This window comes from Acinetobacter sp. CY17 (genome assembly GCF_059515825.1).
The window spans coordinates 1-13,664 of record NZ_JCAKMX010000037.1; the positions used below are offsets into that span (position 1 = coordinate 1).

At 40.9% G+C, this 13,664-nt stretch carries 12 protein-coding genes and 2 pseudogenes; 5 read left to right on the plus strand and 9 right to left on the minus strand.

The window, feature by feature from the left end; translation table 11 throughout:
- Positions 1-204 (plus strand): IS3 family transposase (locus AC5YCI_RS15550; RefSeq protein ID WP_496175593.1); only part of this gene is annotated, 204 nt, incomplete at its 5' end.
- Between the two features lie 16 nt (positions 205-220).
- Here the strand turns inward: AC5YCI_RS15550 and AC5YCI_RS15555 are convergent.
- From AC5YCI_RS15555 to pdxR, 5 genes and pseudogenes are all read right to left on the minus strand, one after another.
- A pseudogene (locus AC5YCI_RS15555) lies at positions 221-1,952 on the minus strand (amidohydrolase).
- A gap of 295 nt (positions 1,953-2,247) precedes the next feature.
- Positions 2,248-2,678: pseudogene (locus AC5YCI_RS15560) on the minus strand (RNA-guided endonuclease TnpB family protein); the annotation flags it as partial.
- 228 nt (positions 2,679-2,906) lie between these two features.
- A complete protein-coding gene (locus tag AC5YCI_RS15565; protein ID WP_496175884.1) occupies positions 2,907-4,340 on the minus strand; it encodes an NAD-dependent succinate-semialdehyde dehydrogenase in 1,434 nt (477 codons plus the stop codon).
- A 173-nt stretch (positions 4,341-4,513) separates the two neighbouring features.
- A complete protein-coding gene (locus AC5YCI_RS15570; RefSeq protein WP_496130818.1) occupies positions 4,514-5,944 on the minus strand; it encodes an amino acid permease in 1,431 nt (476 codons plus the stop codon).
- Positions 5,945-6,163: 219 nt separating this feature from the next.
- Positions 6,164-7,669, minus strand: coding sequence for a MocR-like pyridoxine biosynthesis transcription factor PdxR (gene pdxR / locus AC5YCI_RS15575; RefSeq protein ID WP_496130819.1), 1,506 nt, complete (start codon positions 7,667-7,669; stop codon positions 6,164-6,166).
- Positions 7,670-7,891: 222 nt separating this feature from the next.
- On the opposite strand from pdxR, the gene gabT reads away from it, so the two are divergent.
- Positions 7,892-9,163: a 4-aminobutyrate--2-oxoglutarate transaminase gene (gene gabT, locus AC5YCI_RS15580; protein WP_496130820.1), complete on the plus strand. Its 1,272-nt coding sequence runs from the start codon at positions 7,892-7,894 to the stop codon at positions 9,161-9,163.
- A 31-nt stretch (positions 9,164-9,194) separates the two neighbouring features.
- Here gabT and AC5YCI_RS15585 read toward each other — a convergent pair whose 3' ends face one another.
- The 4 genes from AC5YCI_RS15585 to AC5YCI_RS15600 form a co-directional block, all read right to left on the minus strand.
- Complete coding sequence (locus AC5YCI_RS15585; RefSeq protein WP_496130821.1) at positions 9,195-10,571, minus strand: methylenetetrahydrofolate reductase C-terminal domain-containing protein; 1,377 nt, start codon at positions 10,569-10,571, stop codon at positions 9,195-9,197.
- Between the two features lie 237 nt (positions 10,572-10,808).
- A complete protein-coding gene (gene bioD, locus AC5YCI_RS15590) occupies positions 10,809-11,492 on the minus strand; it encodes a dethiobiotin synthase (RefSeq protein ID WP_496130822.1) in 684 nt (227 codons plus the stop codon).
- Entirely contained in the window at positions 11,492-12,253 is a 762-nt protein-coding gene (locus AC5YCI_RS15595) for a methyltransferase domain-containing protein (protein ID WP_496175885.1), read from the minus strand. Before AC5YCI_RS15595 ends, bioD begins: the two co-directional genes overlap by 1 nt.
- Entirely contained in the window at positions 12,244-12,528 is a 285-nt protein-coding gene (locus tag AC5YCI_RS15600) for an aminotransferase class I/II-fold pyridoxal phosphate-dependent enzyme (protein WP_496175886.1), read from the minus strand. The genes AC5YCI_RS15595 and AC5YCI_RS15600 overlap by 10 nt, the downstream gene beginning before the upstream one ends.
- Positions 12,529-12,593: 65 nt before the next feature.
- On the opposite strand from AC5YCI_RS15600, the gene tnpA reads away from it, so the two are divergent.
- The 3 genes from tnpA to AC5YCI_RS15615 form a co-directional block, all read left to right on the plus strand.
- Positions 12,594-12,977, plus strand: a complete 384-nt coding sequence (tnpA, locus tag AC5YCI_RS15605; RefSeq protein ID WP_218999213.1) for an IS66-like element accessory protein TnpA — start codon at positions 12,594-12,596, stop codon at positions 12,975-12,977.
- On the plus strand, positions 12,974-13,309 hold the full coding sequence (gene tnpB, locus AC5YCI_RS15610) for an IS66 family insertion sequence element accessory protein TnpB (RefSeq protein WP_164709242.1): 336 nt from the start codon (positions 12,974-12,976) through the stop codon (positions 13,307-13,309). Before tnpA ends, tnpB begins: the two co-directional genes overlap by 4 nt.
- A gap of 74 nt (positions 13,310-13,383) precedes the next feature.
- On the plus strand, positions 13,384-13,664 hold a 281-nt coding region (locus AC5YCI_RS15615), incomplete at its 3' end, for an IS66 family transposase (RefSeq protein ID WP_496175161.1).

Below are 13,664 nucleotides of genomic sequence, written 5' to 3' on the forward strand. Positions count from 1 at the left end.
AATGCCCCAACAGAAAGGCTTTTTAGAAGTCTCAAGACTGAGTGGATTCCCAAATTGGGATACAGCTCAATTGAAGAAGCGAAGCTAGATGTTGGTCTGTATCTGATGGAATACTACAATCAGATACGACCTCATCGATTTAACGATGGTATCAGTCCTTGTCAGGCTGAAAATGAACTTAAAACTGTGTCCAATATTTGTTGACCACTACAGTTATTATCTACTTTTTATAAACTACATAACCTTCTTTGATGGTCTCTAACACTTGTATATCTTTAATTTTTTTAGGATCAACTTTTAAAGGGTTCTTATCTAAAATAACCAGATCAGCTAATTTCCCCTTTTCTAGCTTACCCTTAGAGTTTTCCTCAAAATACTGATATGCGGCCCAACTTGTGAGTGAACGTAAAGCGTTATAAGGACTCACCCGTTCATTTGGTCCAATCACATCACCTGAACGACTAATCCGATTCACAGTTGCATGCAAAACCATAAGGCTATTAGGCAAAGCAACAGGAGCATCATGATGCTGCGTAAAAATCATGCCTTTATTTAAAGCGGTCTGTCCGGGAGAGATTCTATATGCTCGTTCTTTACCTAACGTCACATCTCTATGCCAGTCTCCCCAATAATATGTATGCATAGCAAAAAATGAAGGAATAACCTTCAATTCCTTCATTTTATCAAGTTGATCATAACGTGCTGTTTGAGCATGAATTGCGACACTTCTACGATCTTTATGACCATACTTTTGTTCAGCCTGATCTATAGCATGTAAATATTCATCTAGAGCTGCATCTCCATTGGTATGCGCTAGAATTTGCCAGTTGTTTTTATAAGCTGTCTCTATGAGTTGTGCGACATTTTTCTCATCAGGAATAGCTGGATACCCAACATAATTTTTGGGTTGACCCTCTGGTGGATGAGCATATGGCTTGGTTAACCACGCAGTCCGCCCTTGTGGTGAGCCGTCAAGAGAGAGTTTTATACCCGCCACACGAAAGTGATTAGTATAGTTTTTTTGCACACCTACTAATTGCATGTACGGTAACTGAGCCTGAATATCCGGATAACATGCAACATCAACTGTCAGTTTTTTTTGTTCGCCTAAACTTTTCCAAGTTTCACACGCTTCTTTGGTTGCACGTCCTTCCTGTAAGGTTGTAAATCCAAAGCGAAGATATGAGTTAATACCCGCTAGTGCAATTTTCTCATTTGCATCTTGATCAAATTTACCCATTATTGAAAATAATGGCTGGAAAAGTGCCATTTCTTCTAAGACACCATTTGGTTCTTTAGAATCTTTTAAGCGACGAATCACACCACCAGCAGGATCTTTAGTATTTGCATTATATCCTGCCAACATCCATGGCTTTATGATTCATCGCGCCAAGATGCCCAGATTGGTGAATAACCAGCATAGGATCGTCTTTAGAAACTTTATCTAGATCGTCAGCCGTTGGATGACGCTGTTCTTTCAATTGAGCATCATCATATCCGAATCCAATAATCCACTTATATTTTGCAATAATATTCTTGTTTTCAGTTTTCCATTGGTTCAGATTTTGAATTAAAGAATCAATATTTTTCACATTTCCATCAGGAGGTGCCAGTAAATTAGCTGCAAGCGCTTGAAACCCAGCATTATACGCATGACCATGAGCATCAACAAAACCGGGCAGTAATGTTTTTCCATTTAAATCAATTGGTTGACTCTGCGGGGCGATTTCTTTCGCATCAGCTAAATTCCCAACAAAAGCAATTTTTCCGTTTTGTACTAAAACTGACTGAGCATACTGCGGTTGATCTCCAACCATCGTAACAATATCACCATTAAAATAAAGTTGTCCCTGTGACTGCAATGTCTGTGTTGGTTGTAATGAAGAACAAGCCATTATGGAAAAAATTAAAGGTGTGAGTACTAATATTCTTCTCATATTTTTCATCTCTATTATTAATTATATAGATCATTTTATATCAAAATAAGAGCAAAATTTATACAAAAAATCATTTATATCTTTCCCAAACCACCCTGTATTCAACTTCACTTCTCTGCGACTTAAAGGATAGATATTCATACAGCTAAATGCTTATGCACAAGCACAAGCACAAGCACAAGCACAAGCACAAGTATGTTCTTAAAACTGTTTAAGTTACGATCATGGGGACTTAAACAGTTTTTACATTCCAATACTCTGATTCGTAAATCAGCTCTATTTTTCAGACTGCTGGCAGTGATCTCACAAATGTTGGCTTTTCTTGCTTGGGCAAAGCAACCATAAGATACATACCAACGACCTCTTACATCTTCAACAAATGAGCCTGTTTTAACGCAGTAGGTACTCAAATCGTAGCTGTCCCAAAATTTGAATTAATCCTTAGCATAATGAACATATCCATTAGCATACTTCATAGCGACATCTTGAAGAGTATCCAATTAATGAATATCTTGCTGATTTATTATTGCTGACACACCATTTCAGCTTTACTTTTTTGTATTATTTTCTTCTGATAATGAGTTGTGCTGTCACAGCCTGAATCATTTGACCATGCAAATTGCATTCTTTCGATGGGTCTTTCATATATTGAGCAACCTGATGGGCTCAAAGAAATTCATTATTTATTTTGAGGTGTTTAAAATTCACATCATCCCAGACAAACTTTACCTCTGATGCGAGTTAGTTGATGAGTGGATACTCAACACATGTTTGTCTTTTATACGCAATTAAAGGGTTTTCATAGGCTAACTTTAGGATTTTTCCTTGAGCTCAATTATTAGGGAGTATTTAAAGTGACAATTTTTATCGCATGATATGCGCCAATCACTTATCTCCTTGTGCTGAACTGCGAGGTTTTACGCTCCAAAGGATAAAAGAAGATGCCATGTGGCATCTTCTTGGAATATCTTAGCGTGCTGCAACAGTCACCAAACGTGTGTCAAAATAAGCATTGATTGCTTCGCTGCCACCCTCTGTCCCATAACCAGAATCTTTCAAACCACCAAACGGTAATTCAGGTAAGCCTAAACCCACATGATTGATGGTGAGCATACCGCTTTGAATATCACGTCCTAGATCTAAACAGGTTTTATTACTGCGGCTATAGGCATAAGCAGCTAAACCAAACTCTAAACGATTGGCTTCTTTTACTGCCTCTTCATAGGTGTCAAATGGGCAACATAAGATTAATGGGCCAAAAGGTTCCTTATGCATACATTCTGCCTCTAAAGGTACATCTTTAAGTACTGTAGGCTGCATAAAATAACCATCACAGACTAAAGCCTCTCCGCCACAGACCAGTTGGGCACCACTCTCTACCGCATTCTTAATTAATTTTTGGATATTGGCATAACCACGCGAATGGATCATTGGACCCATGTCAACGCCCTCTTCTAAACCATTTCCAACTTTTAAGGCTTGTACTTGGACTTTAATTTTCTCGACCACTTCATCATAAACTTCACGTTCAATTAAAAAACGTGTTGGCGCAATACATACCTGTCCTGCGTTACGGAATTTAGACGCGAGCATTTCTTTGACGGCAACATCTAAATCAGCATCTTTAAAAATCAAGACTGGGGCATGCCCCCCTAATTCCATGGTGGCTTTCTTCATATGTTGCCCTGCAAGTGCTGCCAATTGTTTACCCACAGGTGTAGAGCCTGTAAATGAAATTTTACGCACAACTGGATGTGGAATAAGATATTCTGAAATCTCCGCAGGCTCACCATACACCAAGCTCACTACACCTTTTGGTAGCCCTGCATCATGGAAGGCTTGAATCAACTGAGCAGGTGAAGCAGGCGTCTCTTCAGGCCCCTTGACAATAATCGAGCACCCTGCCGCCAAAGCTGCTGACATTTTACGTACGATTTGGTTAATCGGGAAATTCCACGGCGTAAAGGCAGCCACTACACCCACTGGTGTTTTTACCGTATAAGAATGTACATCATGTTGACGTGCTGGAATCAGTTGACCATAACTGCGTACTGCCTCGCCCGCAAACCAATCAATGACATCTGCGGCACTTAGCGTTTCAATTTTAGCTTGTTTGATTGGCTTACCTTGCTCTAAGGTCATGATTTTGGCAATATCATTGGCACGTTCGCGTAACAAAATCGCCGCTTTTTTCATGATCTTGGCACGATCTGCTGCTGCTGTTTCTTTCCATACTTGAAAACCTTGTTCAGCCGCGTCTAACGCAAGATCTAAATCTGCCGTTTTGGCTTTCGCAACACGGCCAATTTCCTGTTCTGTAGCTGGATTTAAAACCGCTAAAGTCTCACCTGCTTGAGCATCTTGCCACTGACCATTAATATAAAGTTGCGTATTTGGATACATACTTGATTTTTCATCCTATTGTTTGATTCTTTTACTGATTCATCTTAGTGCACTTATGAGTATTTTAATGATCAAAAGTACACTATGCGTTTGTTTTTCATTCTTTTGTTATAACTGAATTCCACAGCTAAAGGTAATATTTATTTACAATCCTTGCACAAACTCTCTTTGGTTCAGCTACGTCGAATAGGTTTAAGTGGTGCGCGTATGGCTGCCATTTTTCGTTTTTGTTGATATTGTAAGTAAATACCAATCGCCATAAGGACTAATGCAGCCATACCGGTTGAGACCACTAACACTTGATATTCAGGAATAAATGCCATAGCTATCAAGCATGCACTAATAAAAATAATAACTGCATAGGTTAAGCCAGGGAAAAGCCACATCTTAATTTCAGGTTTTAGCCCTTGTTGTTGCATTTGATGGCGTAAGCGCAATTGAGATACTGCAATCACCAGATACACCAATAGCGCAATCATTCCTGTGGTATTCATTAAGAGGTCCAAAATATCCTTTGGTCGTAATGATTCAAAGAAGTTTAATACAGCCAACCCTAATGCGATTGCACATGATGCCAGCACTGCAAAGACAGGCGTTCCTTTAGTTTGAGTATGTTTAAATAGTTTAGGTGCATCACCACGCTGTGCAAGTGAGTAAAGCATACGCGATGCAGTGTAATGGCCTGAAACAAAACAACTGCTCACAGAAGTTAAGACCACAAAGTTCATCACCCACTGTACGCCAGGAATGCCCAAAAGCTCGAGCGTACGACGGTAACTGCCATAACCTGCTTGACCCAGCAATGGATCATTCCAAGGGACTAAACAGACAATTAAAAAGATTGAGCCAATATAAAACAGGCAAATCCGCCACACGACAGACTTAATCGCACGGCGTGTTTCTTGTACAGGGTTTTTAGATTCAGAAGCGGCAATTGTAACGATTTCAGCACCTAGAAAGGAAAACATGACCCCAAGTAAAGCAATGAGGACTGGTCCCATACCGTTAGGCATAAAACCGCCATGTGCGGTTAAATTACTTAACCCTGCTGTTGCAGCACCACCTTGCCAAAAGTTCATCACTGCAGCAATGCCTACAATAATAAAAGCAGAAATCGCGACCACTTTAATCAGTGCAAACCAAAACTCAACCTCACCATATTTTTTAACTTGCATGAAGTTAATACTACACAGTAGTACAGTCATAATGAGCGTAAACATATTGACACTGATTGTAGGAAACCATTCGTGCAGAATAAGGCCAGCGATATATGCTTCCCATGCCATGAGTAGCACCCAAAACCACCAGTATAACCAACCAATGGTAAAACCCGCCCAGCGTCCGATGGCACGCTCTGCATAGGTAGAAAATGAACCGGTACTCGGTGCTGCAGCAGCCATCTCCCCTAGCATACGCATGATGAATACAACCAAAGCTCCACCCGCTAAGTACGCTAAGATCGCAGCTGGTCCAGCTTTAGCAATAATACCACCCGAACCTACAAATAGGGCTGCGCCAATGACACCGGCAATTGACATCATGGTCAAATGCCGCGTTTTTAATGCTTGACTAAGCCCGTTATTATTTTCCGTTTGCATCGTCATTTGAATTCCTTATTGTGCATCTCAACGTTATGGATTTAAGTTTGAGATTTTTATTATTGGCGTTTGGGTTTATGCAGATCCCATATCTATATTGCGCGGAATACCCAGTCCTGTTTTGTCGTGTTATTGGCAATTTGTCTTGTTTTTTGCACAGGCACGAGTACCATTCTTAAAGCTTTTATAGGTACCAATTCATTGCTGCATTAAAATAAGGTGGCTTTAACTCGCATTACTACTGCTGTATTGGGCTAAGCATTGTCTTAGAGTGTAAAAAGCTTTGAGCATTTCTGGTTCCGGCACACTGGCAAAACCCAGCAGCAAACCACGTTCAGGTGCAGGGTGCTGCGGACTGTAATACAGTGACAAGGCTTTGACTTTAATCCCAGCTTGATAGGCTTGTTCAGCAATTTTTTGATCATCAAAATATGGTGGCAATTGCAGCACCAGATGTAATCCTGCGTCTAGACTAAAAGGATGGATCATGTGTGCGCCTAGGTAGCGCTCGATCAACTCGATTAAGTATTGTCGACGTTTGCTATATAGCACGCGCATACGTCGAATATGTGCCACATAATGCCCTGCATCTATAAATTTTGCTAAAGCACGTTGGGTTAATTGATGACCAGAACGATGCAGTTCATCCAGCATGAGCTTTAAATGCGGTGCTAAATGCTTAGGTACCACCATATAACTCACCCGTAGACCAGGATAGATGGTTTTACTAAAGGTCCCGAGGTAAATTACAGGAGCATCTTCCTCTAACCCCTGTAACGATGGAAAAGGTTGACCTGTAAAACGGAACTCACTGTCATAATCATCTTCGACAATAAATGCCTGTTGTTGCCTTGCTAAATCCAATAGCTCACGCCTTCTCGTTAAGCTTAAATGCGCTCCTAGAGGATATTGATGTGAGGGCGTCACAAAAATAAGTTTAGGTATGGGTGCATCTGTTTGAGGAGATATACCCTGTTCATCTACAGGTTGAGCATGAACTTCTAGTCCATTCATGGTCAAAATATTACGGATTACCCAATAGCCTGGGTCTTCAATCCATACCGGATCACCTACATCACATAAAGCACGGGAGAGTAAATCAATGGATTGATGAGTACCTTCGGTAATAATGATTTGCTCAGCCTCACAACGTACCGATCGAGCAACACGTAAATACTCACATAAGCTGTGCTTTAACTCTTCATTGCCGCCGTGATGACTATAAATCAAGCTCGCCGTATCTGGCATTTGCCCAATACGTGCTTGTATTTTATTAAATAAGCGATGTGGGAACTCGGTAACATCAGGTACACCTGGGACAAAGGCCCCCCATTGAATTGGACGATGATTAACATTGGCTATAAATTGTTGAGCCCTTTGAGATAGTCCATGATTTACCTGTGCTGGTGCGGGCGACTTTTTTACCCATTTTGCTTTAGCATTCAAGTAGTCATCGGGAATTTGTGCACTTACCCATGTACCGCGTCCTGTAAAACCTTGTATATACCCTTGTGCCTCTAATTGCTGGTAAGCATTTAAAACGGTATTACGTGAGATATTAAGCTCTAAGGCCAAGTCACGTGAAGCAGGTAACTTACTATTAGGTGCCATAATTCCTTCACGGATGGCCTCAGCTAAACACTGAAATAAACGTTGATACAGTGCGCCACTGTACTGCTCCGGCAGTTTTTGCTGAATATAATCCGCCAATAAGGTGTGCTTTACCATCATCTTCCTAATCCTGCTCGATAAGATCCATTTATCGCTGCGACATCATGTCACAGTGGCTCTTATCCTAGACATACATCGACCTACTAAGCAAGATACAGACCACATGTATATGTTGCATGCACCCAATTGGCTCCTTATTTAATATTAAAATTGGTACTCGATCATCTTGAGCAATTCAGTGACATTAAGCACATCAACTCACGCGATACAGGACAATAAAAAATGCAAAATCAACAACAAACTCAAGAAAAACAAGCCCAGACTTTAGCTCGGGGGATTGGTGTGCTGTGTGATTGGTACGTTGATCGTGCTGAAAATGCCACAATTTGGAGCACAACGGGCAAAACTTATACTGATTTTGCAGGGGGTATTGCTGTTCTCAATACAGGCCATCGACATCCCAAAGTGATTGCAGCGGTACAAACACAGCTTGATCGCTTTACCCATACCTCATTTCAGGTCACACCTTATGCCAGCTACATTCAACTGTTAGAACGTTTGATTGAATTGGCACCGATTAAAGCACCTGCAAAAGCAGCTTTATTTACCACTGGTGCAGAAGCAGTGGAAAATGCTGTCAAAATTGCCCGTGCTGCCACAGGTCGCAATGGTATTATTACTTTTTCTGGAGCTTTCCATGGACGTAGTTTTATGACCATGGCTATGACAGGTAAAGTTGCACCTTACAAACGCGATTTTGGGGCGATGCCAGCAGGCGTTTTTCATGCTAAATATCCAAATGCCTTAAACAATATTAGTGTAGATGATGCCATTGCAAGTATTGAAGACATCTTTAGCACTGATATTGCGCCTGAAGGAGTAGCGGCTATTGTCGTTGAACCCGTACAAGGAGAAGGTGGCTTTCATGTTGCACCGCAGGAATTCTTGCGTCGTTTACGCGCACTGTGTGACCAACATGGGATCTTGCTCATTGCAGATGAAGTGCAAACCGGTTTTGCCCGTACTGGGCAGGTGTTTGCCATGAATTATCATCAAGATGTACAAGCTGATTTAATGACGATGGCCAAAAGTTTAGGGGGTGGTTTCCCGATTTCAGCCGTTGTTGGTCGTCAAGAAATTATGGATGCTCCTCAACCTGGCGGCCTAGGTGGAACCTATGCAGGTAATCCTTTGGCTGTTGCAGCAGCCCATGCTGTGATTGATGTGATCATTGAAGAAAAACTGTGTGAACGTGCCAACAAACTTGGTGCCCAATTAATTGAGAACTTAGAAGAACTCAAAGAGCAATTCTCTTTTATTCAAGATATTCGCGGTCTAGGTTCTATGGTGGCTGTTGAACTTGAAAATGCCGCTCAAGTTACACAGATTCAACGCTATGCCATGGACAATGGTTTACTGATTTTGTCTTGTGGTAAACGTGCCAACGTCATTCGTTTCCTTTATCCACTGACCATCCCTGATGAACAGTTTAAAGCTGCGCTCACGACGCTCAACGCAGGCTTTGCCTCAGTCGATATTGCTGCAACAGCTTAAAATATATTTCTATAAGCCCGTATATACGGGCTTATTTTAAATACCAGTTTTTCCAAGAGCTACTACCGCGCACTTCAAGTGGTACTGTTGGAATCAAGACTTGAGTTAACACCTGAGTTTGCTCAACTGCTTTGGCTAAACGTGCTTTCATAGAATGAATACATTCACGATCTCCAAACTCACAGCGATCTCCCTCTGTGCCACCGCAAGGACCATTGGCTAGACCTTTTGGACAGGTTTCAGGGCAAATATATAAGGTTTCTCCTAAGCGGCATTGACCACAACTTTCACAGCCCACAACAGCATGCTTACTGAGATGTTCAGTTTGAATTAAAGCACGATCTGCAAGTTTATTTTTCCAAAGTGGGGCTTTAAATAACAGGCGGCCAACACCTTTCCCCAAACTAGATGTAAATACAGCATCATGCATGAGCTGCAACTGTTGATACTTGATTTTATCTTTTTTAGTGACTTTATTCTCAGCAAACATATAGGACGGGATAAATTCATCTCCGCGCTTTAACTGCCATAGTTGCTGCCAAAGGAGCTCACAGGCCTGTAAATCCAAGCCTTGATATGCTTGAATATATTCAGCCAAGCGTTGTTGAGCCGCCAGATCATGACAACTAGATAAATGCACACCAGCAAAGCCTAAATGTTGACAAATCACAATTTGTAAGGCTGCACGGCGATCTGCGTGTTCGGTTAAACCTTGTTGTTTTTCTTGTTCAAGCACGTGCAGCATATGATCAGTAATCACAATACCTGGCACTTTAGTTCTACGCATAAACTTCGCGCGACCCAATGTCAGCGGCATGATACAAGCAAAAATAGGATGCGTATAATGGTGTTGTTTTAGGAAATTTTTAAGCGCTTTAAGCTGATCCAAGTCATAACCCAGTTGCGTGACAATATAATCAGCACCCGCTTTTAACTTTTTATGCAACTTAAAATATTGAGCATCTTTTTCAGCTGCTCGATATTTAAATGGATTAAACGCAACACCAATACAAAAGTTCGCTTTGGCTTTCGCCGCCATGACTGCATTCACGGACTCTAAATAACGGGTACGCTGCTGTGGCTCAAAACAATGCTGTTTAAGTCGATCCCCTGTTAGTAAGAGTAGATTATGTAATCCCTGCGTATTGGCTTGTGCTAAAAATTGCTCTAAATCTTGAATGTCTCGTCCCTTACCTGAAAAATGTAAAATCTTTTCAACCTGTTTAGGATAGTCCAAGGCACGTTGTAAGGGTTCAGGATCATCATCACTATGCACACGATCTGCTAAGGTCATTACACATGGGTAGCCTGCAAGTGAGCTGAGTATAGGCTGTGGCTGAAGGTGGGTCAGACATTCAATTAATAGTGTAAATTGCTTTTTATTGAGTAATGCTGAAAAAGTATCCATAAGCCACGAATTAAGAATAGGTCTACTAAAAACCTGCTCATTATACTACGCAACCTATAAGTATTATGAATAAATATGATAAATTATTTTTATTCATCAGCATGTATGAGCTGTTGAATGACCGTCATGGGCATTGGAATATGTGCTTTGCCATAGATTCACCCAAACAATTCAAAAATGGGCTCTAACCATTCTAACGTTTAGATATAAGTGTTTAGAGCTCAGAATTACTTCTTTTTAGATAAGGTCAGAATTTTCATTAAACTCCGTGTGGCTAAGCTCAAATACTGGGATATCTAACCATTGTGCTTCAGGAAAATGATTATTCAGAGAAACTTTGAGATAGCGAATAGTATCCTTAGAAATCACCTCATCTTTCGCATTATCTTTGTGATTAAAGGCAAGCGCGTGCAAGGGAATTTCATACTGCGCAAGGATAGATAGACTCAATAAAGTATGGTTAATACTACCTAATCGACCCGAGGTAACTAAAATCACAGGGTAATTCTGCTGTTTGACATAATCAATCATAAGCAGATCTTCAGTAAGCGGTACCATTAAGCCACCAGCGCCTTCAACCAAGACGCGATCATACTCAGTGATTAGGCGCTGGGTCGCATCCTGAATTTTTTTAAAGTTGATTTCTCGCCCATCAAGTTTAGTGGCTAAATGCGGCGATGCGGGGTAACTAAAAATCTCTGGCATCGTGAGTTTTTCATGGTCTTCTTTTAATATCCCACAGCCCATAATATGACGGTGACATAAAATATCTTCTGAGGTTTCTTTATTTCCTGTTTGAATTAATTTTTGGGTAATGGTATTAAACCCTTGTTCATTCCATTGTCTAGCCAAATAGCCTGTTGCAAATGACTTGCCAATATTTGTATCAATGCCACTTACAAAATAAATATCTGCGCTCATCATTTTTTCCTTACAACAAACCACACAGGGTGATAGGTCAATATATATTGACCCGTGTTCTGATCTATAAACATTTGATAATTTTTATAAAATTGATTTAAAGAGCTTTTAGTCCATCGAAAACCTTGAGCTGTTGCGTGAACACCGGTAGCTTTGATGTGCTTTAAAACTGCATGTGGATGCTCAAAATGCAATTCAATTAACTGTTGTTCTTGATATTCTACTTCAAAACCAATCTTTTCTAAGTTATCTAAGATTTGATCATATGTTTGATAACTGAGTCCTTGTCCAGTAAGCGCCTTTATTTCTTTTAGATTCTGTTCACCATAACTGGCAAAACAAAAATACCCACCTGTACATAAAGCAGAATGTATACGTCTACACAATTTTTCAAAGTCCTTGATCCACTGTAAGGCTGAGCAAGAAAAAACGCCATCTAAGGACTGTGGTAAGTCAAGCTGTTCAATATCCCCTATATACCATTGAAAGCGTGGATCTTGTGCAAAATGTTGCTGTACTTCAACATAAAGATCATTCAAATAGATTTGTTGAAGTTGAGCATACTTCAACATTAATTGGCTAAAAAAACCCGAACCACACCCAATCTCCAAGACATTGTGTAATTTTTTAATAGGTGTATGAATTTGGATTAAATCATCTAAATGCTGTGCGACTTGTAATTGAGCAATCGCATGTGGGTTATAGCTCTTTTGTGCCTGCGCAAAGCATTTGGCTACCTGAGATATATCAATCATAACCATCCCTGTAGATGCTTAAACAAATTAACTAATTGCTCATGCTGTAATTTTTGGTTCATACACATACGTAACCGCGCAGTATGTTGAGGAACGGTTGGGGGACGTACGGGTAAGACATGATAGCCCTGTTTATATAACATTTCTGCAGCTGCATTTGCCCTTTGGGCTTCGCCTAAAATAACTGGAATAATATGTGATGTTGAGGAGCAATTAAGACCAAGAGTGCGTACACGCTGCCTTGCATAATCAGATAAATCGTAAGCGTCCGCTGAACACACCTTATGAATTCATCCTATAAGCCTTAATTTAGTCCCCACTTAAAAACAAGTGGGGACTAAAATTTATGACTACAAATCACCAGACATCCATCGCATCTCTTGCGAAAAAACGAAGAACATACAGTGCTGAATTTAAACAGCAGATCGTTCAGGCTTGTAAAGCACCGGACGTTTCAATTGCTTCGGTCGCTTTGCAACATGGATTGAATACAAATCTTGTATCCAAATGGATTCGCTTAATTGATGCTAAGCCAGGGAGTGATCGCTCACCACTACCGAATAAACCTGCATTTATTGCCTTATCTTGCTCTGCACCATTAGATCCTACTCCTACTGACATGTTAAAGGTTCAAATTACTTTACCCCACTCAAAAGCAGAAATTGGCTTGAAATGGCAAGTATCAGAAATATCTGCTTTAGCAGAATTACTCAAGGCACTGGCAACATGATCCGCATTGATGAAATCTGGCTTTCTACCCAACCTCTGGATATGCGAGCAGGGATGGATACTGTCATGGCTCAGGTGGTGAGAGCCTTTGGCTACATTAAACCGCATTGTGCTTACCTGTTCTGTAATAAACGTGGCCATCGTATGAAAGTGCTGGTACATGATGGACTGGGCATCTGGCTGTGTGCCAGGCGGCTGGAACAGGGAAAATTCCACTGGGCTCAAGTTCACCAAGGTGAAACCGTGGCCCTCAACCCGGAACAGTTACAGGCATTAATCCAGGGTTTGCCCTGGCAGCGCATTGGACGACAGCAAGTGGTCACAATGCTCTAAACCAAGCTCGGTTATTCTGCTATTCTCCAAACGTTCTATTTCCTCTGCGTCATGACCTCAGGCATACTGCGATCATGAATACGCTGCCTGACTTAAGCCAACTGACCCATGAACAACTGCTGGAATTTACCCAGCAGTTGGCAATGCAGCATCAGTCTCTGGCACAATCAAATCAAGAATTAGAAAAATCAAACCAGCAATTGGATGCCAAAGTTCAGCATCTTTCTATTCTCAATCAAAAATACGAGCATGAACTGGCGCTGTTTAAAAAGCATAAATTCGGCAGTAAAAACGAACATCTCACCGCAAAACAAATCCATCTATGGGACGAAGCGGTCGAAGAAGATATCGCAGC

Bases quoted from the DNA above. Each gene is read 5' to 3' on its own strand.
- AC5YCI_RS15565 (WP_496175884.1), bottom strand. From the start codon at position 4,340: ATGTATCCAAATACGCAACTTTATATTAATGGTCAGTGGCAAGATGCT.
- AC5YCI_RS15570 (WP_496130818.1), bottom strand. From the start codon at position 5,944: ATGACGATGCAAACGGAAAATAATAACGGGCTTAGTCAAGCATTAAAA.
- pdxR (WP_496130819.1), bottom strand. From the start codon at position 7,669: ATGATGGTAAAGCACACCTTATTGGCGGATTATATTCAGCAAAAACTG.
- gabT (WP_496130820.1), top strand. From the start codon at position 7,892: ATGCAAAATCAACAACAAACTCAAGAAAAACAAGCCCAGACTTTAGCT.
- AC5YCI_RS15585 (WP_496130821.1), bottom strand. From the start codon at position 10,571: ATGGATACTTTTTCAGCATTACTCAATAAAAAGCAATTTACACTATTA.
- bioD (WP_496130822.1), bottom strand. From the start codon at position 11,492: ATGAGCGCAGATATTTATTTTGTAAGTGGCATTGATACAAATATTGGC.
- AC5YCI_RS15595 (WP_496175885.1), bottom strand. From the start codon at position 12,253: ATGGTTATGATTGATATATCTCAGGTAGCCAAATGCTTTGCGCAGGCA.
- tnpA (WP_218999213.1), top strand. From the start codon at position 12,594: ATGACTACAAATCACCAGACATCCATCGCATCTCTTGCGAAAAAACGA.
- tnpB (WP_164709242.1), top strand. From the start codon at position 12,974: ATGATCCGCATTGATGAAATCTGGCTTTCTACCCAACCTCTGGATATG.